Source organism: Streptomyces sp. SAI-127 (assembly GCF_029894425.1).
Classification (GTDB): Bacteria; Actinomycetota; Actinomycetes; order Streptomycetales; family Streptomycetaceae; genus Streptomyces.
Map to the genome: position 1 here is coordinate 1490417 of NZ_JARXYJ010000001.1, position 19915 is coordinate 1510331.

Annotated in this window: 21 protein-coding genes; 12 read left to right on the top strand and 9 right to left on the bottom strand. The window is 71.2% G+C overall.

Features of this window, described 5'->3' with window-relative positions; translation table 11 throughout:
• Positions 1-12: 12 nt before the first annotated feature.
• On the bottom strand, positions 13-1047 hold the full coding sequence (locus M2157_RS07085; protein WP_280864771.1) for a LacI family DNA-binding transcriptional regulator: 1035 nt from the start codon (positions 1045-1047) through the stop codon (positions 13-15).
• Between the two features lie 59 nt (positions 1048-1106).
• Complete coding sequence (locus M2157_RS07090) at positions 1107-1778, bottom strand: helix-turn-helix domain-containing protein (protein ID WP_280864772.1); 672 nt, start codon at positions 1776-1778, stop codon at positions 1107-1109.
• 119 nt (positions 1779-1897) lie between these two features.
• Between M2157_RS07090 and M2157_RS07095 the strand changes: the two genes are divergently transcribed.
• A complete protein-coding gene (locus M2157_RS07095; protein WP_266511696.1) occupies positions 1898-2461 on the top strand; it encodes an NADPH-dependent FMN reductase in 564 nt (187 codons plus the stop codon).
• A gap of 137 nt (positions 2462-2598) precedes the next feature.
• Here M2157_RS07095 and M2157_RS07100 read toward each other — a convergent pair whose 3' ends face one another.
• The gene (locus M2157_RS07100) at positions 2599-3504 is read right to left on the bottom strand and encodes a LysR family transcriptional regulator (RefSeq protein WP_280864773.1); all 906 of its coding nucleotides are present in this window, start codon (positions 3502-3504) and stop codon (positions 2599-2601) included.
• Between the two features lie 117 nt (positions 3505-3621).
• Here M2157_RS07100 and M2157_RS07105 point away from each other — a divergent pair, with 117 nt between their 5' ends.
• Positions 3622-3828, top strand: coding sequence for a hypothetical protein (locus tag M2157_RS07105; RefSeq protein WP_057618090.1), 207 nt, complete (start codon positions 3622-3624; stop codon positions 3826-3828).
• 138 nt (positions 3829-3966) lie between these two features.
• On the opposite strand, the gene M2157_RS07110 is transcribed toward M2157_RS07105, so the two are convergent.
• Complete coding sequence (locus M2157_RS07110) at positions 3967-4848, bottom strand: LLM class F420-dependent oxidoreductase (protein WP_280864774.1); 882 nt, start codon at positions 4846-4848, stop codon at positions 3967-3969.
• A 109-nt stretch (positions 4849-4957) separates the two neighbouring features.
• Positions 4958-5926, bottom strand: a complete 969-nt coding sequence (locus tag M2157_RS07115) for a TerC family protein (protein WP_280864775.1) — start codon at positions 5924-5926, stop codon at positions 4958-4960.
• A gap of 247 nt (positions 5927-6173) precedes the next feature.
• On the opposite strand from M2157_RS07115, the gene M2157_RS07120 reads away from it, so the two are divergent.
• Together M2157_RS07120 and M2157_RS07125 are read left to right on the top strand one after the other, a co-directional pair.
• Positions 6174-7151, top strand: a complete 978-nt coding sequence (locus M2157_RS07120) for an alpha/beta hydrolase (RefSeq protein WP_280860943.1) — start codon at positions 6174-6176, stop codon at positions 7149-7151.
• 233 nt (positions 7152-7384) lie between these two features.
• On the top strand, positions 7385-8374 hold the full coding sequence (locus M2157_RS07125) for a helix-turn-helix domain-containing protein (RefSeq protein ID WP_280864776.1): 990 nt from the start codon (positions 7385-7387) through the stop codon (positions 8372-8374).
• Positions 8375-8387: 13 nt separating this feature from the next.
• On the opposite strand, the gene M2157_RS07130 is transcribed toward M2157_RS07125, so the two are convergent.
• The gene (locus M2157_RS07130; RefSeq protein WP_280864777.1) at positions 8388-8741 is read right to left on the bottom strand and encodes a hypothetical protein; all 354 of its coding nucleotides are present in this window, start codon (positions 8739-8741) and stop codon (positions 8388-8390) included.
• A 138-nt stretch (positions 8742-8879) separates the two neighbouring features.
• On the opposite strand from M2157_RS07130, the gene M2157_RS07135 reads away from it, so the two are divergent.
• The 7 genes from M2157_RS07135 to M2157_RS07165 all read left to right on the top strand — a co-directional run bounded on the left by M2157_RS07135 (position 8880) and on the right by M2157_RS07165 (position 14999).
• Positions 8880-9338 carry a MarR family transcriptional regulator gene (locus tag M2157_RS07135; RefSeq protein WP_266511678.1) on the top strand — a complete coding sequence of 153 codons (459 nt, stop codon included), beginning with the start codon at positions 8880-8882 and terminating at the stop codon, positions 9336-9338.
• A 330-nt stretch (positions 9339-9668) separates the two neighbouring features.
• The gene (locus M2157_RS07140; protein WP_280860947.1) at positions 9669-9935 is read left to right on the top strand and encodes a hypothetical protein; all 267 of its coding nucleotides are present in this window, start codon (positions 9669-9671) and stop codon (positions 9933-9935) included.
• A 135-nt stretch (positions 9936-10070) separates the two neighbouring features.
• On the top strand, positions 10071-11264 hold the full coding sequence (locus M2157_RS07145; protein WP_280864778.1) for a CaiB/BaiF CoA-transferase family protein: 1194 nt from the start codon (positions 10071-10073) through the stop codon (positions 11262-11264).
• Between the two features lie 27 nt (positions 11265-11291).
• Positions 11292-12458, top strand: a complete 1167-nt coding sequence (locus M2157_RS07150) for an acyl-CoA dehydrogenase family protein (RefSeq protein ID WP_280864779.1) — start codon at positions 11292-11294, stop codon at positions 12456-12458.
• Positions 12451-13197, top strand: a complete 747-nt coding sequence (locus M2157_RS07155) for a GntR family transcriptional regulator (RefSeq protein WP_280864780.1) — start codon at positions 12451-12453, stop codon at positions 13195-13197. Before M2157_RS07150 ends, M2157_RS07155 begins: the two co-directional genes overlap by 8 nt.
• Positions 13198-13229: 32 nt before the next feature.
• Positions 13230-14015 carry an electron transfer flavoprotein subunit beta/FixA family protein gene (locus M2157_RS07160; protein WP_280864781.1) on the top strand — a complete coding sequence of 262 codons (786 nt, stop codon included), beginning with the start codon at positions 13230-13232 and terminating at the stop codon, positions 14013-14015.
• 21 nt (positions 14016-14036) lie between these two features.
• Positions 14037-14999 carry an electron transfer flavoprotein subunit alpha/FixB family protein gene (locus tag M2157_RS07165; RefSeq protein ID WP_280864782.1) on the top strand — a complete coding sequence of 321 codons (963 nt, stop codon included), beginning with the start codon at positions 14037-14039 and terminating at the stop codon, positions 14997-14999.
• A gap of 33 nt (positions 15000-15032) precedes the next feature.
• On the opposite strand, the gene M2157_RS07170 is transcribed toward M2157_RS07165, so the two are convergent.
• Positions 15033-15740 carry an SDR family oxidoreductase gene (locus M2157_RS07170; RefSeq protein ID WP_280864783.1) on the bottom strand — a complete coding sequence of 236 codons (708 nt, stop codon included), beginning with the start codon at positions 15738-15740 and terminating at the stop codon, positions 15033-15035.
• Positions 15741-15843: 103 nt separating this feature from the next.
• Here M2157_RS07170 and M2157_RS07175 point away from each other — a divergent pair, with 103 nt between their 5' ends.
• Positions 15844-16689, top strand: a complete 846-nt coding sequence (locus tag M2157_RS07175) for a helix-turn-helix transcriptional regulator (protein WP_280864784.1) — start codon at positions 15844-15846, stop codon at positions 16687-16689.
• Here the strand turns inward: M2157_RS07175 and M2157_RS07180 are convergent.
• Positions 16686-18758, bottom strand: a complete 2073-nt coding sequence (locus M2157_RS07180; protein ID WP_280860956.1) for a beta-galactosidase — start codon at positions 18756-18758, stop codon at positions 16686-16688. The two genes, M2157_RS07175 and M2157_RS07180, sit on opposite strands and share 4 nt — an antisense overlap.
• 78 nt (positions 18759-18836) lie before the next feature.
• Entirely contained in the window at positions 18837-19883 is a 1047-nt protein-coding gene (locus M2157_RS07185; protein ID WP_280864786.1) for a LacI family DNA-binding transcriptional regulator, read from the bottom strand.
• Between the last annotated feature and the right edge of the window lie 32 nt (positions 19884-19915).

Below are 19915 nucleotides of genomic sequence, written 5' to 3' on the forward strand. Positions count from 1 at the left end.
GGCCTCCCTGCGTCAGCTGGAGTCGCGGTGCACCACCGTGGCACCCAGCACCGTGTGCGTCTCGGTCGCGGCGCCCGGTTCGCGCACCGCGCGGTCGACCAGTTCGGCGAGGTCGCGGCCGGACGGCAGCTCGAGGTGGACCGTGCTCAGCCTGGGCCGCAGCAGCCGGCCGAGGAGCAGATCGTCGGCGCCGATCACCGCGGTGTCCTCCGGGATGCGGATGCCCTCGTCCTGGAGGGCCCGCATTAACAGCATCGCGTACTCGTCGTTGTACGCAAACACGGAGTCGAGGCCGAGGTCCCGCCAGCGGACGGCGAGCTTGGCCGCGGCCTGCTCCTCGTAGGCGAGGGGCAGCTCGGTCAGCGTGGCGTCGGTGCCGTGCAGGGCCCTGCGCACACCCGCCAGGCGGGGCAGCGAGAAGGCCTCCAGGCCGGCCTCCTCGGGCACCACCACGCCGATGCGGCGCCGGCCGCGGGCGTACAGGTGGGTGGCGGCACTGTGGCCGACGCCCGCGTGGTCCATGAGCAGGGCGTGGGCCCCCTCGACCGCCTCGGGACCCAGGGTGACCACGGCCCGGGCACCGGAGCGCCGGAGCAGGGCCACGCCCTGCGGGCCGAGTCCCGCGCCGGGCACCAGGACCGCCACCGGGCGCAGCTCGGCCCAGGCGCGGGCGGCCTCGTCACCCTGCAGGCCGACGCTGCCGTACTGCACGACGGTGTAGTCCAACCGGCCCAGGGCCCACTGGAGTTCACTGATGAACTGGCTGTAGAGCGGGCCGACCGGGATGGACGGGGCGGGCATCAGGACCATCCGGCTGTGGCCGGCGCGCAGGCTGCGGGCGGCCGCGTGCGGCACGTACCCCAGTTCCTTCGCGGCCTCGTGGACGCGGCGGCGCGTGGGCTCGCTGATCCGGACGGCGCTGGTGTTGTTGAGGACGTAGGAGACGGTCGCTCGGGAGACGCCGGCCAGGCGGGCCACATCGGCGCTCGTGGGAACCGAGCGCGTCGCCGGGGAAACGGGCGCGGGCGTTTTCGGTATCTGCACCATGACGGTCGTCATCTTTGCAGAAGCTGTGACGGTGTACCGGACCGGGTCGCGGCCCGAACTCACCGTGGCGGATCGGTGCAGGTGAGCCGGTCGACGAGGTCGTCCCAGCCCTTCTCCAGTCGCTCCAGCGGCATTTGGCACCTCCGAGTGAGGTGATGAATGGTGGCGGGATCGAGGTAGCCCATCAGGGCCTGGGCGAGCAGTTCGCAGTCCGCTTCCGGGCGTGCCTGGCGCAGCAGCAGGGTCACATGGCTGTGGTGCACCCGGCGGGGCGCGGGGGTGAAGCGGCGCTCCGGGCTCGGCTCGGCGGCCAGCATCAGGTCCATCTCGTCGCCGGACCGGCGCAGGAGGGCGTGGCCGAAGGCGCGCAGCCGGTCGGCGGGTGGTGCGCCGGGGCCGAGCGGGGCGGGGCCGCTGAGGAAGGCCGCCTGGAAGTTGCGCTCGGAGTGGTCGAGCAGGGCCGTCAGCAGGCCGGTGCGGTCGCCGAACCGGCGGAAGACGGTGCCCTTGCCGACCGACGCGGCCGCGGCCACCGCCTCCATCGTGACCCCCGCGGCCCCGTGCTCCGCGACCAGGCGGGTGGCCGCCTCCAGGAGCCGGGCCCGGTTGCGCGCGGCGTCGGCGCGCAGGCACGGCTCGTCCTCGGGGAGACCGAGCTGGAGCAGCTCGGGTTCCCCACTGTGATCCGGGGGAGTCGGCAGCGGCGGCAGGGGTGGCAGGACGGCGGACATGAAATAAGCGTAAAGCAGCGGGAAGAAAACTGGACCGAGGTCCGGTTAAGGGGGTACAACTTTAAGCGGACCTCGGTCCGCATCATTACGGCAATGTTTCACCCTCCCTTGGAGTTCGCATGTCTGTTCGCATTCTCGCGCTCGTCGGAAGCCTTCGCGCCGGTTCGACCAACCGCCAGCTCGCCGAGGCGGCCGTCAAGCACGCCCCCGAGGGCGCGGAGGTCGTGCTCTTCGAGGGCCTCGGCGAGATCCCCTTCTACAACGAGGACATCGACGTGGAGGGCAGCGTCCCCGCGGCCGCCGCCAAGCTGCGTGAGGCCGCGCAGGCCTCCGACGCGTTCCTGTTCTTCTCCCCCGAGTACAACGGCACCATCCCGGCCGTGCTGAAGAACGCCATCGACTGGCTGTCGCGTCCCTTCGGCGCCGGCGCCTTCGGCGGCAAGCCGGTCGCCGTGGTCGGTACCGCGTACGGTCAGTTCGGCGGCGTGTGGGCGCAGGACGAGACCCGCAAGTCCGTGGGCATCGCCGGCGGCAAGGTGCTCGAGGACGTCAAGCTGTCCATCCCGGGTTCGCTGGTGCGCTTCGCCGAGACGCACCCGGCCGACGACGCCGAGGTCGCCGCGCAGCTGGCCGAGGTCGTCGCGCAGCTGCACAGCAACACGGGCGAGGTCGCCGCGGCCTGACCTGCGGCGCTGAACGGGGGTCGGGGTCTTGTACTCCGGCCCCGTTTCGTTTGTCTGCGGGTCCGTGGGGGCTGGTCGCGCCCACGCGGCGGAGCCGCATGTCGACACAGCCCCGCGCCCCTGCGGGGCGCGCCTCCTCACCCCACTGCCGTGGGAGCCAGTTCCCTGAGAACTCCCAGCGCCGCCGCGATCGCCGGGCGTTCGTGCGCTCCGCCGCGGGTGCAGGTGAGGAGCTTGCGATGGGGGTTGCCTTCGCAGCGCACCCTTGCGATCGGCAGGTGGGGGGTCAGGTGGGCCAGGCGGGGGATCAGGGCGACACCCAGGCGGTGGGCCACCAGGTGCGCCGTGACGTTCCAGTCCAGGGCGTGGTGGGCCACGCTCGGGGTGAAGCCGGCCGCGCCGCAGGCCGAGAGCACATGGGGGCGGCAGGGACTGTCGGGGACCGGGGCGATCCAGTCCTCGTGCGCCGCGTCCGCGAGGTCGGCGCGCTCGCGTCCGGCGAGGGGGTGACCCGCGGGGACGACCAGGTCGAACGGGTCGTCCAGCAAGGGCTGTTGGTCGTAGCGCACGTCACTCATGGGCGGGTTGTACGGGGTCGCCTCCACGACCGCCAGGTCGATCTCCCCCTCGAAGAGCAGGTCGAAGCTCTCCGTCACGCCCGACTCCTGGATGCCTACGGTCAGCCGGGGATGCCGCTCGCGCAGCCGGACCGCCATCGGGGCCAGCAGCACGGACACGGCCACCGGGAAACCGCTCACCCTGAGCGGTCCGGCGGGCTCGCTGTGGTCGGCGCGCAGATCGAGTTCGGCCCGGTCCCAGCGGGCCTGGATGGCGTCGGCGTGCGCGAGCAGGCTCTCGGCGGCCGGGGTGAGACGGATCCCGCGGCCCTGGGGCTCGAGGAGGTCGACGCCCAGGTCGCGGGCGAGTTGGCGGATCTGCTGGGAGGCGGCCGACGGGGTGAAGTGCAGGGCGCGGGCGGCCGCGGTGACCGTGCCGTAGTGGGCGACCGCCCTCAGGACGTGGAGCCGGCGCAGGTCAATCATGAAGCCCACGCTTCAAGGTCGGGTCCAGGAAGTCAACCTGGACGTGAACGAAGACTCCGCTGCACTCTGGGCTGTGTCGCGACGGCCGTAAACAGCCACGAGGTACGAGGAGTCACCATGACCAGCACTATCCGCGCCGTCTGCCCGCACTGCGGCTGGCCGGACGGCGCCGAGCCCTTCCAGGTGGTGTCCCGGCACGGCACGGCGACGGGCGGGACGGTGTGGACCCGCTGCGCGTGCGGTTCGCTGCAGGTCCGCGTGACCGACGGCTGCGGAACCCGCGTCGTCTCCCGCAGCCGGCCCTCCGCGGCGCGGGCGGGTTAGGGCCGGTCCGGCGGCCATGCCGGCATCGCGGGGTCTCGTGCGGCCGGCCTCGCTCGAGCGGGGAGGGACCTCATGCCCCGCTCACCTGCACTGATCAGACACCGTTTCCTGAAGTCGGCAGATCCGCCGGACAGGCCGCTAGTCCAGTTCCGCGAGCCGCTCCACGGCCGGTGCGACGAAGCGTTCGATCCACTCCGCGGGGGCGCCGATGCGCGGGGCGAGGATGACGGTGTCGATGCCGAGCTTGCCGTAGCCGGTGATGTCCCGGGTGAAGGCCTCCAGGTCACCCTCGGTGGCCGGGTCGCCCGTGTAGGCGACGGTCTTGCGGATCTCGTCGTAGTCCCGCCCCTCGGTGTCGCAGTGGCCGCGCAGCACGTCGAGCTTGTGCGTGACCTCCTCCGGCGAGGTGGCGAAGAGGTTGCACGCGTCGCCGTGGCGGGCGACCAGGCGGAGGGTCTTCTTCTCGCCGCTGCCGCCGATCATGATCTCGGGGTGCGGGCGGCTGACCGGAGCCGGCACGCACAGGGTCTCGGCGAGCCGGTAGTGGGTGCCCTCGAAGGGGCCGTTCGCCGCCGGGTCCCACATCTGCAGACAGATCCGCAGGGTCTCCTCCAGCCGTTCGAAGCGCTCCGCGAGAGGCGGGAACGGCACGCCGAGCCCTTCGTGCTCCCGGTCGTACCAGGCGGCTCCGATGCCGAGGGTGGCCCGGCCGCCGGAGAGCACGTCGAGCGTGGTCGCGATCTTGGCGAGCAGTCCGGGGTGGCGGTACGTCACTCCGGTCACGAGCGCGCCGAGCTGGACCGTCTCGGTGTGCGCCGCGAGGAAGCTCAGGGTCGTGTAGGCCTCCAGCATGGGGTCCTCGGCGCCGCCGTTGAACTCCATCTGGAAGTAGTGGTCCATCACCGACAGCCAGCTCACGCCGGCCGCCTCCGCAGCGGCACCCGCGGCGGCGAGCTCGGCACCGAGAGCGGGTGCGCCCGCGGGGTGGTTGAACCGGTTGATGTGCACGCCCACGCGCATGTCCGTCTCCGTTCACGGGACTTTGGCCGACCTGCCCGACGCTAGAACTTGAAGTGCTCTCGAAGTCAAGGGGGCGATGTGCGCGGACGTGCTCCGGCCGCTGCGCCTCTCACGCCACCCGTTCCGCCTCCGTCTCCCCCTGCTTCTTCGCAGCCCGCAGGCTCGTCAGTGTGGTGATCGTCAGGACGAGGACGATGAAACCGAGGGAGAAGGGGATGCTGATCTCGGGGACGTGGACGCCGGACTCGTGGAGGGCGTGCAGGACGAGTTTGACGCCGATGAAGCCGAGGATGATCGAGAGGCCGTAGCTGAGGTGGACCAGCTTCTTCAGCAGGCCGCCGATGAGGAAGTACAGCTGGCGCAGGCCCATCAGGGCGAACGCGTTCGCGGTGAAGACGATGTACGGGTCCTGGGTGAGCCCGTAGATGGCGGGGATGGAGTCCAGGGCGAACAGCACGTCGGTGGATCCGATGGCGAGCATCACGACCAGCATCGGGGTCATGACCCGCTTGCCGTTCTCCTCGATCCACAGCTTGGTGCCGTGGTAGCGGTCGGCCACGCCGAAACGCTTCTCCACCATCTTCAGCAGCTTGTTCTCCTCGTACTCCTCGTCGTGTCCGTCCTTGCGGGCGTCCTGGACGAGCTTCCAGGCGGTCCAGATCAGGAAGGCGCCGAAGAGGTAGAACACCCAGGAGAACGCGGTGATGATCGCCGCTCCGGCCGCGATGAACCCGGCGCGCAGCACGAGCGCCATCACGACGCCGACCATCAGCACCCGCTGCTGGTACTGCGAGGGCACCGCGAACTTTCCCATGATCAGGACGAACACGAAGAGGTTGTCGACGCTCAGGGACTTCTCGGTGATGTATCCGGCGAAGAACTCGCCCGTGGGTTTCCCACCGCCGAAGAGGAGCAGCCCGAGTCCGAAGAGACAGGCCAGCACGACCCAGACGACGGTCCAGATGCCGGCCTCCTTGACCGACACGTCGTGGGGTTTGCGGCCGATGAAGAAATCGGCGCCGACCAGGACGCACAGGGCGACGATGGTCAGCAGCCAGACGGTGAGAGAGACGTTCACTGGTTCTCCTGATGCGTGGGGGGGCATCGACAGCGTTGCCACCACCGGTGATCCCTTCCACCTGCAAAAGGTGAACAACAGGTCACGCGATGGCAAGGAATCGCAGGTCACACGCTGCATGGCGGAATCCCGCCGCTCACCACCCGCCGTACGGCGGGCAGGTTCCGCCGTACGGCGGCATCCAGGACGGACGCCGTTGCCCTGATCATGACGCCACGAGCCGCCGCGCCCCGCGTGAGGAGAAGCCATGACCTATGTGCCGCCCCCGTTCGACCCCGAGCTCAGTGCCGCCCTGGATCTGATCAAGGACGTGATCTCGCCCGGTCTCACCGTGGACGAGATCGACGTCGTGCGCCAGGGACCGGGCATCGAGATGCTGGCCGACCTGGACCTGACGCTGGACGGGTTCTTCGAGGTGGAGGACCGGTCGGTGCCGGGACCCGCGGGCGCCCCCGAGATCTCGCTGCTGATCTGCCGCCCCACCGGTCCGGCGTCCGCGGGCACCGGGCGTCCGGTGATCTACCACGTCCACGGCGGCGGCATGATCCTCGGCAACAACCGGGTCGGGGTGGACGGTCCGCTGGCCTGGGCGAAGGAACTGGACGCGGTGGTGGTGTCGGTGGAGTACCGGCTGGCGCCCGAACATCCGCATCCGGCACCGGTCGAGGACGTCTACGCCGGGCTCGTGTGGACCTCCGAGCACGCCAAGGAGCTGGGCGGCGACCCCGAGCGGATCGTGATCGCCGGTGCGAGCGCGGGTGGCGGGCTGTCGGCGGCGCTGGCGCTGCTCACCCGGGACCGCGAGGGGCCGCGGCCGATGGGACAGCTGCTGATGTGCCCGATGCTGGACGACCGCAATGACAGCCACTCGACGTATCAGATGGCGGGCCTGGGGGTGTGGGACCGGACGGCCAACGAGACGGGCTGGACGGCGTTGCTGGGTGAACTGCGGGGCGGCCCCGACGTTCCGGCGTACGCGGCGCCTGCCCGGGCCGAGGACCTGTCGGGACTGCCGCCGGCCTTCCTCGACGTGGGGTCGGCGGAGACGTTCCGGGACGAGGTCGTCGCGTACGCCTCGCGGATCTGGCAGGCGGGCGGGGTGGCGGAGCTGCATGTGTGGCCGGGAGGCTTCCACGGGTTCGACGGGTTCGCTCCGCAGGCGGCGTTGTCCCAGGCGGCGCGGGCGGCGCATGTGGGGTGGCTGCGGAGGTTGCTGGGCAGTTAGGGGTCGTGTGGTCGGAGGCGCGGACGGAAGCCTCGCGTGCGGATGTCGGGCTACTGCGGCTCCGTCGCGGCTGGTCGCGCGGCCACGTGGCGGAGCCACACATGTCCCAACGGGGCGGAGCCACACATGTCCCCACGGGTGGAGCCAGGCATCCCCACATGGTGGAGCCGCACATGTCACAGTCCCGCGCCTCGTGGGGGCGCTTCGCGTCCACCATGGCGCACCATGGGCGTATGAAAGAGCTGGCCGGGCGCCTCACCGCGCTGGATCCGGATGCCGGTGCCGCCGTCCGGGTCATCGCCTACTTCGATCGGCTGTCCGAGGCCCGCGCGGGGCTGGAGGCGCTGGTGCGGGGGGCCGCCGTACTGGCCGGAGTGCCCGCCCGGCTGGTCGATGCCGAGCGGCGGGTGCAGGTGCGGGTCGAGGCCGACGGGACGCGCCGGGACTCCGGGGTGCCGCCGGATCCCGGGTGGCCCACGACCGCGCTCGCGCCCGGTGGGGCCGCCGCGCTGTGGCTGGAGCGCGCGGAGGCGGCGCCCAGTGTGGTCGACGCGGTGATTCTGGAGCGCGCCGCGGGGGCCGTACGGCTCGTGCTGGACCGTACGCGGGGACGCGCGCCCGTCGATGATCCGGCGCTGGTCGAGACCGTGCTGGATGCCACGGCACCCGAGGCCGCCCGGTTGCACGCGGCGCGTGGGCTCGGGCTGGAGCCCACGGCGTCCGCGCGTGCGCTGGCCCCGTTCGGCGGGCGGCCCCGGGTCGTGGCCGGGCGGGCGGACGCCGAACTGCCCGCGGGGCGGGTCGGGGTGGGGCCCGCCGTGCCCGTGCTCGATCTGCCGCGGTCCTGGGCGGAGGCCCGCACCGCGCTGCGGTTCACCGCGGAGGGCACGGCTCAGGATCCCGGACCGAAGATCGTGTACGCCGGAGAACTGGGCGGCGTCGCGCTCCTGGCCGACCTCGTCGCGCCGGGCGCCGAGCCGCCGCCCGACGTCCAGGCGCTGGAGGCGGCGGGGGCGGCCACGCCCTGGCTGCTCGGCACGCTGCACGCCGTGGTCTCGACGGCGAGCCTGCGTGCGGCTGCCGCCGAGATCAACGTCCACCACTCCACCCTCCAGGACCGGCTGTCCCACGCGGAGCATCTGCTGGGCTGGCCCTTGCGCACACCTCAGGGGCGACTGCGGCTGCAACTGGCCCTGACCATGAGGCACTTGGCACGGTCGTAGCGGGAGCTCAGGGTCAGCGGAACTCGTGCACGACCTCGATCACGCCGACGATGTGCGCGTTGAACTCGTCGAGCTCCTCGGCCGGGACCCACAGTTCGAGGATCGTGCGGCCACCCGCCTGCTGGACGGGATAGCGGGTCAGGAAGTCCGACTCGACCTCGAAGCGGGTCACGAAGCCGGCGCCGTCGTGCTTGACGTTCCAGTCCCTGGCGATCCTGATCGCGTAGTCCTCGTCGAGGACCGGGTAGAAGATCGGCTGCTCGGGCAGCCTCGGCGGCCAGGCACGCCAGTCGAGCTCCCGGACCAGGTCCAGCTCCTTGGGGCCGGTCGGGCGCCAGAGGGTCGTGGTGGAGGGCCGGGTCGTCATCGGAGTCGCTCTCTGCGGATGCGGTTCTGATAGTTGCGCGCGCACTATAGAAGCAGACGCAGGAAGTTTCAGCGATGCAATATCCTGGGCGTATCCGTATCGGGACGGATCCGTATCGGGACGGAGGAAGCAGGCCCCATGACCGCCACAGACCCCGCACTGACCGCCCTCGCCCAGGGCTGGTGCGCGCTCTCCCTGCTGCACGGACGGATCGAGGCCCACATCGAGCGCGCCCTGCAGGCCGGACACGACCTCAGCGTGCGCGAGTACTCCCTGCTCGACGTCCTGGGCCGCCAGCACGACGGCGAGGGCGGACATCTGCAGATGAAGCAGGTCGCCGACGCCGTCGTTCTCAGCCAGAGCGCCACGACCCGCCTGGTCACCCGCCTCGAGGACCGCGGCCTGCTCTCCCGCTACCTCTGCCCCACCGACCGCCGCGGCATCTACACCGACGTCACCGACGCGGGCCGCACCCTCCTCGAACAAGCCCGCCCCACCAACGAGAAGGCCCTCCGCGAAGCCCTCGACCAGGCGGCCACGAACCCCGAACTCGCCCCTCTCGTACGAGCCCTCGAAGCCCACGGCGTGCCGGCCTGACCCGGACGCCGTTCACACGGTGACCGCCTCGCCCGCGGCCATCGCGACGGTGCCCGGCGAGACATCCGCGCCGCGGCCGCGTCCGTCGACACCCGGACGTCCTTGCGGAGCAACGGCCCGGCGTGGGCGGCGCTGCGCTGTCCGTACTGCGGATGGCGCTGCACGCGACAGGCTCAGTGGCGCCAAGGCCACCTACCGGGTGCACCGGGTTGAAGGTGCGAGGACCGTCGAGTTCCGGGAGGAATTGGCGCTGACCGCCACGGGCAGGGTCTTGAGGGACCAGCGGTGATGGAAAGCGCCGCGTTTCGCGCAGACGGACGGAGATTGAGCGTGACGACGAACCAGGCCACCGCCCCGGGCGAGGACATCTCACTCACTCGGATGGAGCGTCTCGACGAGGAGATCATCGCGCTGCTCGCGCGCCGCCGCGAGATGGCTCAGGAGCTCCCCGCCCCGACCCGGGCCCGCGCCGTCGACCCCGGCTTCGTGGAGGCCGTACGGGAGATCACGGACCGCTACCGACAGGAGCTCGGCGGGGCGGGTGAGCTCGTCGCCCGCGCGGTCATGGTCCTGTGCCATCCGGGCCGCCAGAGCTGAGCCATGCTCGGCCGAAGGGCCGTACAAAGTGGCCGTGGGTGATCTCGCCGACAGGCCTGAGGTGGCGAAGAGCACAGGTCGTGGGGCTGTGGCAGCCGTTGACACCCTCCTGGATTTGGCCGTACAAAAGGCCCCATGAGCGTGCCGCAGCTTCCCCTGTCCGGGGTCACGGTGGTCAGCCTGGAGCAGGCCGTGGCCGCGCCCTACGCCACCCGGCAGCTGGCCGACCTCGGCGCCAGGGTGATCAAGGTGGAGCGGCCGGGCGAGGGTGACTTCGCCCGCCGCTACGACACGACCGTGCACGGCCACTCCAGCTACTTCGTGTGGCTCAACCGGTCCAAGGAGTCGCTCACGCTCGACCTCAAGGACCCGCGCGGTCTTGAGATCCTGCACCAACTCCTCGACGGCGCCGACGTGTTCGTACAGAACCTGGCTCCGGGCGCGGCCGACCGGCTGGGCCTGGGCGTGGACGTTCTCGCCGAGCGTTGGCCGCGGCTGATCCCGTGCACGATCTCCGGATACGGCACCGACGGGCCGTGGGCGGACCGCAAGTCGTACGACCTGCTCGTACAGTGCCAGACGGGCCTGGTGTCGCTGACCGGGACCGCCGAGGAGACCGCACGGGTCGGGATCTCGGTCGCCGACATCGCAGCCGGGATGTACGCCTACAGCGGCGTCCTCACCGCCCTGTACACCCGGGCCACCACCGGCAGGGCCCACCCGGTGGAGGTGTCGCTGTTCGAGGCACTGGCCGAGTGGATGGGCCAGCCGGCCAATTACACGCGTTACGGCGGAAGCCAGCCGCCGCGTCTGGGCACCCAGCACGCCACCATCGCCCCGTACGGCGCCTTCACCGCCGCCGACGGCAAGGACGTGCTCTTCTCCATCCAGAACGAACGCGAGTGGCTCGCCCTCTGTACACATTTCCTACGACGGCCCGAGCTGGCCGGGGATCCGCGCTTCGCCACCGGCTCCGCCCGGGTCGCCCACCGCGAGGAACTCAACGCCGTGGTCGCCGAGCGGATCGCACGCTCCGACGCCGGGAAGGTCTTGAAGGACCTGGAGGACATCGGCATCGCCTGCGCCGGGGTGAATGACGTCGCCGCGTTCCTCGACCACCCGGTGCTGGCCGCCCGCGGCCGCTGGCACGAGGTCGCCGTTCCCGGCGGGGCCACGGTGGAGGCGCTGCTGCCCCCGGCCGACCTCGCGGGACTGCCCGCCCGCATGGACCCGGTCCCGGCCGTGGGCGAGCACACCGAGGCGATCCTCACGGAGCTCGGCCGTACCGGCGACGACATCGCGGCGCTGCGCGCCGACGCGGTCGTCTGAGCCCTCGGACCGGAGGAGACACGAGCGATGAGCGTCCTGGACATCCTCTCCGACGACGAGCGTCTCGTCGTACGGACCGTGCGCGAGTTCGTCGACAGAGACGTCCGGCCCGTCGTCCGGGAACTGGAGCACAGCGACACCTACCCCGAGCACCTCATCGAGAGGATGAAGGAACTCGGCGTCTACGGCCTGGCCATCCCCGAGGAGTACGGCGGCAACCCCGTCTCCACGCCCTGCTTCGTCCTGGTCACCGAGGAACTCGCGCGCGGCTGGATGAGTCTGGCCGGGGCGATGGGCGGCCACACCGTCGTCGCCAAGCTGCTCCTCCACTTCGGGACCGAGGAGCAGAAGAGCCGCTGTCTGCCGAGGATGGCCACCGGAGAGCTCCGCGCCACCATGGCGCTGACCGAGCCGGGCGGCGGCAGCGATCTCCAGTCGATCACCACTGTCGCCCGCCGCGAGGGCGACGAGTACGTCGTCGACGGGGCGAAGACCTGGATCACCAACTCCCGCCGCTCCGGGCTGATCGCCCTCCTCTGCAAGACGGATCCGACCGCCGAACCGCGCCACACGGGCATCTCCGTGCTGCTCGCCGAACACGGTCCCGGCCTTGTCGTCTCCCGAGACCTGCCCAAGCTCGGCTACAAGGGCGTGGAGAGCTGCGAGTTGAGCTTCGAGGGCTACCGGGCGCCCGTCGACGCCCTGTTGGGCGGCGTGGAGGGACGCGGTTTCGCCCAGATGATGAAGGGGCTGGAGACCGGACGGCTCCAAGTCGCCGCCCGTGCCCTGGGCGTGGGGCGGGCCGCGCTGGAGGACTCGCTGCGCTACGCCCAGGAGCGCGAGAGCTTCGGCAAGCCGATCTGGCGTCACCAGGCGATCGGCACCTACCTCGCCGACATGGCGACCAAGCTGACGGCCGCCCGCCAACTCGTGCTGTACGCGGCCCGGGAGGCCGATGCCGGACGCCGGGTCGACATGGAGGCCGGCATGGCCAAGCTGTTCGCGTCCGAGACGGCGATGGAGCTCGCTCTCAACGCCGTACGGATTCATGGCGGTTACGGGTACTCCACCGAGTTCGACGTCGAGCGGTACTTCCGGGACGCGCCGCTGATGATCGTCGGCGAGGGGACCAATGAGATCCAACGCAACGTGATCGCGGCTCAGTTGGTGGCGCGGGGTGGTCTGGATGGCTGAGCAGAACCAGCGCGACAGCATCTACCTGCGGCTGGCACGGGAGTTGCGGGCGGCGATCCTGCGCCAGGACTTCCCGGAGGGGGTGCGGCTGCCGACCGAGGCCGAGCTGGCCGACCGGTTCGGGATCAGCCGCCAGACCGTACGGCGGGCATTCCAGGACCTCGTCGCCGAGGGGCTGGTGCACCGGGTGCCGGGCCGGGGCACTTTCGCCACCCCCCGTGAGGAGCAGTACCTGCGTCAGTTCGGTTCGGTGGACGACCTGATGGGCCTGTCCATCGACACCCGCATGCAGGTCGTCACGCCCCTGCACCGACGGGTCGACGTCGACGCGGCGGGACGGCTGGGTCTGCACAGCGACCGGGTGCACAAGGTCGCTTTCCTACGGCTGCACGAGGACACCGCGTTCTGCCACACCTCAGTGTTTCTGCCGCCGGAGGTCGGCCGCCTTCTGGAGTCGGTCCCGGAACTGGCCGGGCCCGGCACCGCCGGTGCCACCACGGTCATCGGACTGCTCGACGAACGGCTGCCCGAGCCCATCGCCGAGGCCGAGCAGAGCATCACGGTCGCGGCGGCCGACGCCGGGATCTCCGGACACCTCGGGTGCGAACCGGGCCGTGCGCTGCTGCGCATCGACCGGGTCTACCAGTCGGCGGCCGGACGGCTCGTGGAGCTGGCCGTCAGTCACTTCCTGCCCGAGCACTACTCGTATCGCGTACGGCTGCGGCGCAGCGGACGCTGATGTTCCCCACCCGAAAGAATCAGGAGAAGACCTTGAGCTTGAGGATCGTTGTCACTGTGAAGTACGTGCCCGACGCCACCGGCGACCGGCACTTCGCCGATGACCTGACCGTCGACCGGGACGACGTGGACGGTCTGCTCTCCGAGCTCGACGAGTACGCGGTCGAGCAGGCGCTGCAGATCGCCGAAGCAGCGGACGATGCCGAAGTCACGGTGGTCACCGTGGGCCCCGAGGACGCCAAGGACGCGCTGCGCAAGGCCCTGTCGATGGGTGCCGACAAGGCCGTCCACGTCGAGGACGACGACCTGCACGGCACCGACGCCCTCGGCACCTCGCTGGTGCTGGCCAAGGCGATCGAGAAGGCCGGTTACGACCTGGTGATCTCCGGTATGGCCTCCACCGACGGCACCATGGGCGTGGTTCCGGCGCTGCTGGCCGAGCGTCTGGGTGTGCCGCAGGTGACCCTGCTGTCCGAGGTGACGGTCGAGGGCGGCACGGTCAAGGGCCGCCGCGACGGCGACTCCGCCACCGAGCAGCTGGAGGCCTCGCTGCCGGCGGTGGTGTCGGTGACCGACCAGTCGGGCGAGGCGCGTTACCCCTCCTTCAAGGGCATCATGGCGGCGAAGAAGAAGCCGGTGCAGGCCTGGGACCTGTCCGACCTGGACCTGGAGGCCGAGCAGGTCGGCCTGGAGGGCTCCTACACCACGGTCGACTCCGCCACGGAGCGCCCGGCCCGTACCGCGGGCACGATCGTCAAGGACGAGGGCGAGGGCGGCAAGCAGCTCGCCGAGTTCCTCGCAAGCCAGAAGTTCATCTGAGTCAACAGGAGTTGCATTCCCATGGCTGAAGTTCTCGTCTATGTCGATCACGTGGACGGTGCCGTCCGCAAGCCCACCCTGGAGCTGCTGACCCTGGCCCGCCGTATCGGCGAGCCGGTCGCCGTCGCGCTGGGTGCCGGTGCCGCCGACACCGCCGCCGTCCTGGGCGAGCACGGCGCGACCCGCGTGCTGGCCCACGACGCCTCCGAGTACGCCGACTACCTGGTCGTCCCCAAGGTCGACGCGCTGCAGGCCGCCGTCGCCGAAGTGTCCCCGGCCGCCGTGCTGGTGCCGTCCTCCGCCGAGGGCAAGGAGATCGCCGCCCGCCTGGCGCTGCGGATCGGCTCCGGCATCATCACCGACGCCGTCGACCTGGAAGCCGGCGAGGCGGGCCCGGTGGCCACCCAGTCGGTGTTCGCCGCGTCCTTCACCACCAAGTCCCGCGTCGCCAAGGGCACCCCGGTCATCACCGTCAAGCCCAACTCCGCCGCCGTGGAGGCCGCCCCGGCCAACCCCGCGGTATCGGAGCTGTCGGTGACGTTCTCCGCGCAGGCCACCGGCACCAAGGTGACCGGCCGTACCCCGCGTGAGTCGACCGGGCGTCCGGAGCTGACCGAGGCCGCGATCGTGGTCTCCGGCGGCCGCGGCGTCAACGGCTCCGAGAACTTCGCGATCATCGAGGCCCTGGCCGACTCCCTCGGCGCGGCCGTCGGCGCCTCCCGGGCCGCGGTGGACGCGGGCTGGTACCCGCACACCAACCAGGTCGGCCAGACCGGCAAGAGCGTCTCGCCGCAGCTGTACATCGCCAACGGCATCTCCGGCGCGATCCAGCACCGCGCCGGCATGCAGACCTCCAAGACCATCGTGGCGGTCAACAAGGACGCCGAGGCCCCGATCTTCGACCTCGTCGACTACGGCGTCGTCGGCGACCTCTTCGACGTCGTCCCCGCCCTCACCGAGGAGATCAACACCCGCAAGGGCTGAGCCCGTTGGAGGGGTGTCGGGGTCGCCCGCGGGTCACCAGGGCAGCGGGCCCTCGGCGTCGAAGTAGCCTCCGGTCGGGCCGTCCGGGCCGACCTGGGCCATGCGGACGATAATCTCGGCGCCCTCCGCCACGGTCTGTGTGCCCGTGTTGCCGTTCAGGTCGGTCTTGGTGAATCCGGGCTCCACGGAGTTGATCCGCATGGCCGGGAACGCCTTCGCGTACTGCACGGTGAGCATGTTGACCGCGGTCTTGGACGTCGGGTAGGCGATGCCCGGGTAGAAGTGCGCGGGGTGGTCCGGGTCGGAGAGATGGGACAGCGAGCCCAGGCCGCTGCTGACGTTGACCACGACGGGCGCGGCCGAGCGCTGGAGCAGCGGCAGGAAGGCGTGCAGGACGCGGACGACACCGAAGACGTTCGTCTCGAAGGTGCTGCGCATGTGGTCGGCGGTCACGGTCGCCGCGACCGGCACGCTGTTGTCCTCGGTGCGGGTCTCGATGCCGGCGTTGTTGATCAGGACGTCGAGGCCGCCCGCGGCGTCCAGGGTCTTGGCCGCGGCCTCGACGGAGGCGTCGTCGGTGACGTCGAGCTGGACGAACCGCGCGCCGAGCTCGTCGGCGGCGCGGCGGCCGCGCTCGGCGTCACGGGCGCCGACATAGACGGTGTGGCCTGCGGCGATCAGTTGGCGGGCGGTCTCGAAGCCGAGACCCTTGTTCGCTCCGGTGATGAGTGTTGTCGTCATGCCGTCCAGCTTGCTGCGCCGAAGCGCGGTCAGCCAGAAGACCCTTCTTCCTGGGACCGGCGGTACCAGGCACATCCGCGGCCGACGGTGTTCACTGGGGAGCATGGCGGTGACAGAACTGGGACGGGCGCTGCGGCGCTGGCGCGACCGGGTTCCCCCGGACGCGGCCGGGCTGCCCTCCGGCGGCCATCGGCGGGCTGCCGGACTGCGGCGCGAGGAGCTGGCCCTGCTGGCCGGCATCTCGGTCGACTATGTGACGCGTCTCGAACAGGGGCGGGCGGCCAGCCCGTCCGTGCAGGTCGTCGAGGCGTTGGCCCGGGCGCTGCGGCTCTCGGGGGACGAGCGGACGTACCTCTTCGGCCTCGCGGAACTGGTGCCACCGGGGCCGGATGTCGTGCCCGGGTTCATCACGCCCAGCGTGCAGCGGCTGCTGGACCGGCTGGTCGACACCGCCGTCGCGGTCTCCGACGCGGCCATGACGCTGCTGCTGGCCAACCCGATGTACGCGGCTCTGATGGGCGATCCGTCGGTCCTGAACGGCTTCGAACGCAACGCGGTGTGGCGCAACTTCACGGGCATGCCGACCAGGGTGCGGCACACGCCGGAGGAACGGCGTGACTTCGAGGCGGGCATGGTCGCCGAACTGCGCGCGGCCGCCGCCCGCTATCCCGCCGACCGCCAACTCCATGCTCTCGTGACTGGGTTGCGCACCAGGAGTGAGCGGTTCGCCGAACTGTGGGACGCGGGAGTGGTGGGCCGTCTCGCCGGCTCGCGCAAGGCGATCGAGCATCCGCAGGCCGGCGCGCTCACGCTCGACTGCGACCTGCTCCGGGTGGAGGAGAACGACCTGCACATCCTCGTGTACTCGGCCGAGCCGGGCACCGAGGCCGCCGAGAAGCTGCGGCTGATCTCGGTGCTGGGCACGCAGAGCCTGGCCGAGCGAAGCTAGCGGAGCTCCTCCTTCGTCTCGTCCTCCGTGAGGATCTTCACGTCCCAGGGCCCCAGGGGCACGGCCTCCGAGTACACCTCGTCCGTCAGAGCGTCCCGTAGGGACATCGGCACGGCGACCGAGACCGCCTCCCACGACCAGTTGTGCAGGAAGCGGACCCGGCGGCCGTCGCGGGCGGTGGCCGAGGTCGCGGTGACGCTCGGAAGGGCCGGACGCCAGGAGGCCGGGGCGGCCCACTCGAACACGGCCCGGGCGAAAGCCGGGTCGGGAACCGTACCCACGTAGGTGATGCGGCCCGCGCCATGACGATGTGTCGTGGCCGCCGGCCAGCGCCCGAAGTGGGGGTGGTCGTAGGCCGCCAACTCCTCGGCCCCCTGCGGCTGGAGACCGTCGGCCCAGTGCAGGGCGCACGCTTCGGACGGCAGGGTGAGACTATCCGTGCCGGTGACCGGCAGTGGGGCGCCCAGGTTGCTGAACTCGTCGTACGTCACCCCGGCCGCCTCCGCCAGCCTTCCGGGCTGCGCTTCGGTGCGGGCCCTCGCCTCGGTGTCGCCGTACCCGGTGCGGGGACCGACGATCAGGTGCCCGCCCGCCTCGGCGTAGGCCTTGAGGCGGTCGAGGGTCTCGTCGTCGGCGGCGTAGAAGGCGGGGGCGACAAGGACGTCGGGCAGTGCGGCCGTCGAGAGCTGCCCGGGGTGGAGGATGCGGGTCTGGAGCCCCGCGTCGAAGGCGCCCCGGTAGAAGGCGTCGAAGACCGTCTCGTACGACCGCCCGTTCGCGCCCCCGTCCGCCAGGGCGAGTGGCGGCTGCGCCTGGAGCGCCCATTTGCTGGGGCCGTCGTACACGAAGGCGACGTCGGCGTCCGGGGTGAGGGCCGCCGCGAGGTCGCCCGCCTTCTCCAACTCCGCTCCCAGCGAGGCGAGTTCCCGGTACACGCGGCCGGGGCGGCCGTTGTGCGGGAGGATGCCGCCCCAGTAGGTCTCGGTGCCGAAGTGCAGGGTGTGCCAGTGCCAGTACTCGATCATCGAGGCACCGCGGGAGATCAACGCCCAGGCGGCCTGACGCCATTGGCCGTCGTAGGCGGGGCGGTTGTTCCACGGGTAGCTGATGGCCTGGGCGTTGGTCTCCGTGACCAGGAACGGTTCCTGGCGGGAGGAGTACATGCGGTCGGCGCTGCGGTACAGCGCCCAGGTGCCGTTGGTCGTCCAGTCCTGTCCGTCGCCGCCCCGGTCGGGCAGTTCGAGGGCGTCCTGCATCGTGTAGTACGGGTTGCCCGCGGTGACGTCGAGCCGTTCGGTGAGCTTGTCGTCCTCGACGCCGAGGCGGTCGTAGGAGATGCAGGTGGTGACGAACTGGCCGGGGCGGGCGTACTCGCGGACGATGTCCGCCTGCCAGGCGATGAACTCGGTGACGAGCCGGGCCTGGAAGCGCCGCCAGGCCAGGTCGTACTGGGGCTGGGCGTTGCCGTCGGGGGTCCACAGGTCGGCCCAGGTGGAGAGCCGGTGCGACCAGTAGACCAGGCCCCATTCGCGGTTGAGGGTCTCCACGTCGCCGTACTGCGCGCGGAGTTCGTCGGTGAAGCGCTGGAACACGCCGTGGTTGTGCAGGAGATGGGGGCCAGGTTCGTTGTCGACCTGGTAGCCGATCACGGCGGGGTGGTCGGCGTACCGGGCGACGATCTTCCGGATGATCCGTTCGGCGTGGAAGCGGAACGCCGGGTGGGTGAAGTCGACCTCCTGCCGGGCACCCCAGCCGATGCGCTCACCCGTGCGTGACTCCCCCGCGATCTCCGGGTACTGGCGGGCCAGCCACGGCGGTACGGCGTACGTCGGTGTTCCGAGGATCACCGAGATGCCCCGCTCGTGAGCGCCGTCCAGGACGGGCTGGAGCCAGTCGAGGTCGAAGCGGCCGTTCTCCGGTTCCCAGGTGGACCACACGGACTCGCCGACCCGGATCACCGTGAAGCGGGCCTCGGCCATCAGGTCGAGGTCGTCCTTCAGGCGTTCGTACGGCTGGTACTCGTGGTAGTAGGCGGCGCCGAACAGAACGCGGGGCGGAAGCTCGAACATCCTTCTCCAATACGGTTGGCCAGACGGCAAGGGCCGCAGAGATCACGAACAACGGCAGCGGGCCGTCTCGCCGACGGTTCAGCGCAGGGGTGGTGCGGGTTCGCGTACCGGGCCGCTGGAGGCCCGTACGGTCAACTCGACGGGTATGTCGGTGCGTTCGGCAGGTGCCGGGTCGCCTTCGATCATGGCGATGAGCACGTCGACGGCCCGGTCGGCGACCGCGGTGAAGTCCTGGCGGACGGTGGTCAGGGGCGGGGAGAGATAGGCGGCCGCGGGGATGTCGTCGAAGCCGACGACGCTGACGTCGCCGGGGACGGACAGGCCCGCCTCGGCGAACGCCCGCAGCGCCCCGATCGCCATGTCGTCGTTGGCGGCGAACACGGCGGTGACGTCGGAGAGCCCCGCCAACCGACGTCCGGCCGTGTACCCGGAGGCCGGGCTCCAGTCGCCCTCGACGGGCAGCGGGGGCTCGGGGGCACCGGCGGCGGCGAGGGCCTCCCGCCAGCCGCGCACGCGGTCACGCGCGGCCCACCAGTCGTGCGGTCCCGGGATGTGCCAGACCGTGCGGTGGCCCAGGGACAGCAGGTGTTCGGTGGCTGTCCGGGCGGCCACGAGTCCGTCGGCGCCGACGACGGCACTCTTTCCCTGGCCGACCTCGACGCCTTCGCCGAGGCTGACCACCGGCACGTCCGCGCTGAGCCGGAGCGGGGCGCCGTCGTCGATGGGCTCGGACAGGACGATCCCGTCCACACCCTGTTCCAGCAGTGCCTCCACGGCGACCTGGACCGGCTGTCCCTCCAGGGTTCCGGCCAGGGTGAAGGAGTAGCCCGCCCGGTGCATGGCTCGTTCCAGGGCGAGGAGCAGGGTGGAGGGGCCGTAGAGCGCGCTGCCGAGCGAGACGACGCCGATCCGCCGGTAGCGGCCGAGCAGCAGGGCGCGCGCCGCGTTGTTCGGGCGGTACCCCAGCTCCTGTACGGCCCGGAGCACACGGTCGCGTACCTCCGGGCTGACGTGCGGTTCGCCGTTGACGACCCGCGACACGGTCTTCTGCGAGACACCGGCGGCCCGCGCGACCTCGGTCATGCCGGGGCCCCGCCGCGGACGTCCTGGTCCGGTGGCCGCCATGTGCGCTCCTCGCCGTAAAACTTTGACTACGT

What these genes read in the sequence shown, in the direction of transcription:
- M2157_RS07085 (WP_280864771.1), bottom strand. Translation starts at nt 1,047, where the DNA reads ATGGTGCAGATACCGAAAACGCCCGCGCCCGTTTCCCCGGCGACGCGC.
- M2157_RS07090 (WP_280864772.1), bottom strand. Translation starts at nt 1,778, where the DNA reads ATGTCCGCCGTCCTGCCACCCCTGCCGCCGCTGCCGACTCCCCCGGAT.
- M2157_RS07095 (WP_266511696.1), top strand. Translation starts at nt 1,898, where the DNA reads ATGTCTGTTCGCATTCTCGCGCTCGTCGGAAGCCTTCGCGCCGGTTCG.
- M2157_RS07100 (WP_280864773.1), bottom strand. Translation starts at nt 3,504, where the DNA reads ATGATTGACCTGCGCCGGCTCCACGTCCTGAGGGCGGTCGCCCACTAC.
- M2157_RS07105 (WP_057618090.1), top strand. Translation starts at nt 3,622, where the DNA reads ATGACCAGCACTATCCGCGCCGTCTGCCCGCACTGCGGCTGGCCGGAC.
- M2157_RS07110 (WP_280864774.1), bottom strand. Translation starts at nt 4,848, where the DNA reads ATGCGCGTGGGCGTGCACATCAACCGGTTCAACCACCCCGCGGGCGCA.
- M2157_RS07120 (WP_280860943.1), top strand. Translation starts at nt 6,174, where the DNA reads ATGACCTATGTGCCGCCCCCGTTCGACCCCGAGCTCAGTGCCGCCCTG.
- M2157_RS07125 (WP_280864776.1), top strand. Translation starts at nt 7,385, where the DNA reads ATGAAAGAGCTGGCCGGGCGCCTCACCGCGCTGGATCCGGATGCCGGT.
- M2157_RS07130 (WP_280864777.1), bottom strand. Translation starts at nt 8,741, where the DNA reads ATGACGACCCGGCCCTCCACCACGACCCTCTGGCGCCCGACCGGCCCC.
- M2157_RS07135 (WP_266511678.1), top strand. Translation starts at nt 8,880, where the DNA reads ATGACCGCCACAGACCCCGCACTGACCGCCCTCGCCCAGGGCTGGTGC.
- M2157_RS07145 (WP_280864778.1), top strand. Translation starts at nt 10,071, where the DNA reads ATGAGCGTGCCGCAGCTTCCCCTGTCCGGGGTCACGGTGGTCAGCCTG.
- M2157_RS07150 (WP_280864779.1), top strand. Translation starts at nt 11,292, where the DNA reads ATGAGCGTCCTGGACATCCTCTCCGACGACGAGCGTCTCGTCGTACGG.
- M2157_RS07155 (WP_280864780.1), top strand. Translation starts at nt 12,451, where the DNA reads ATGGCTGAGCAGAACCAGCGCGACAGCATCTACCTGCGGCTGGCACGG.
- M2157_RS07165 (WP_280864782.1), top strand. Translation starts at nt 14,037, where the DNA reads ATGGCTGAAGTTCTCGTCTATGTCGATCACGTGGACGGTGCCGTCCGC.
- M2157_RS07170 (WP_280864783.1), bottom strand. Translation starts at nt 15,740, where the DNA reads ATGACGACAACACTCATCACCGGAGCGAACAAGGGTCTCGGCTTCGAG.
- M2157_RS07175 (WP_280864784.1), top strand. Translation starts at nt 15,844, where the DNA reads ATGGCGGTGACAGAACTGGGACGGGCGCTGCGGCGCTGGCGCGACCGG.
- M2157_RS07180 (WP_280860956.1), bottom strand. Translation starts at nt 18,758, where the DNA reads ATGTTCGAGCTTCCGCCCCGCGTTCTGTTCGGCGCCGCCTACTACCAC.
- M2157_RS07185 (WP_280864786.1), bottom strand. Translation starts at nt 19,883, where the DNA reads ATGGCGGCCACCGGACCAGGACGTCCGCGGCGGGGCCCCGGCATGACC.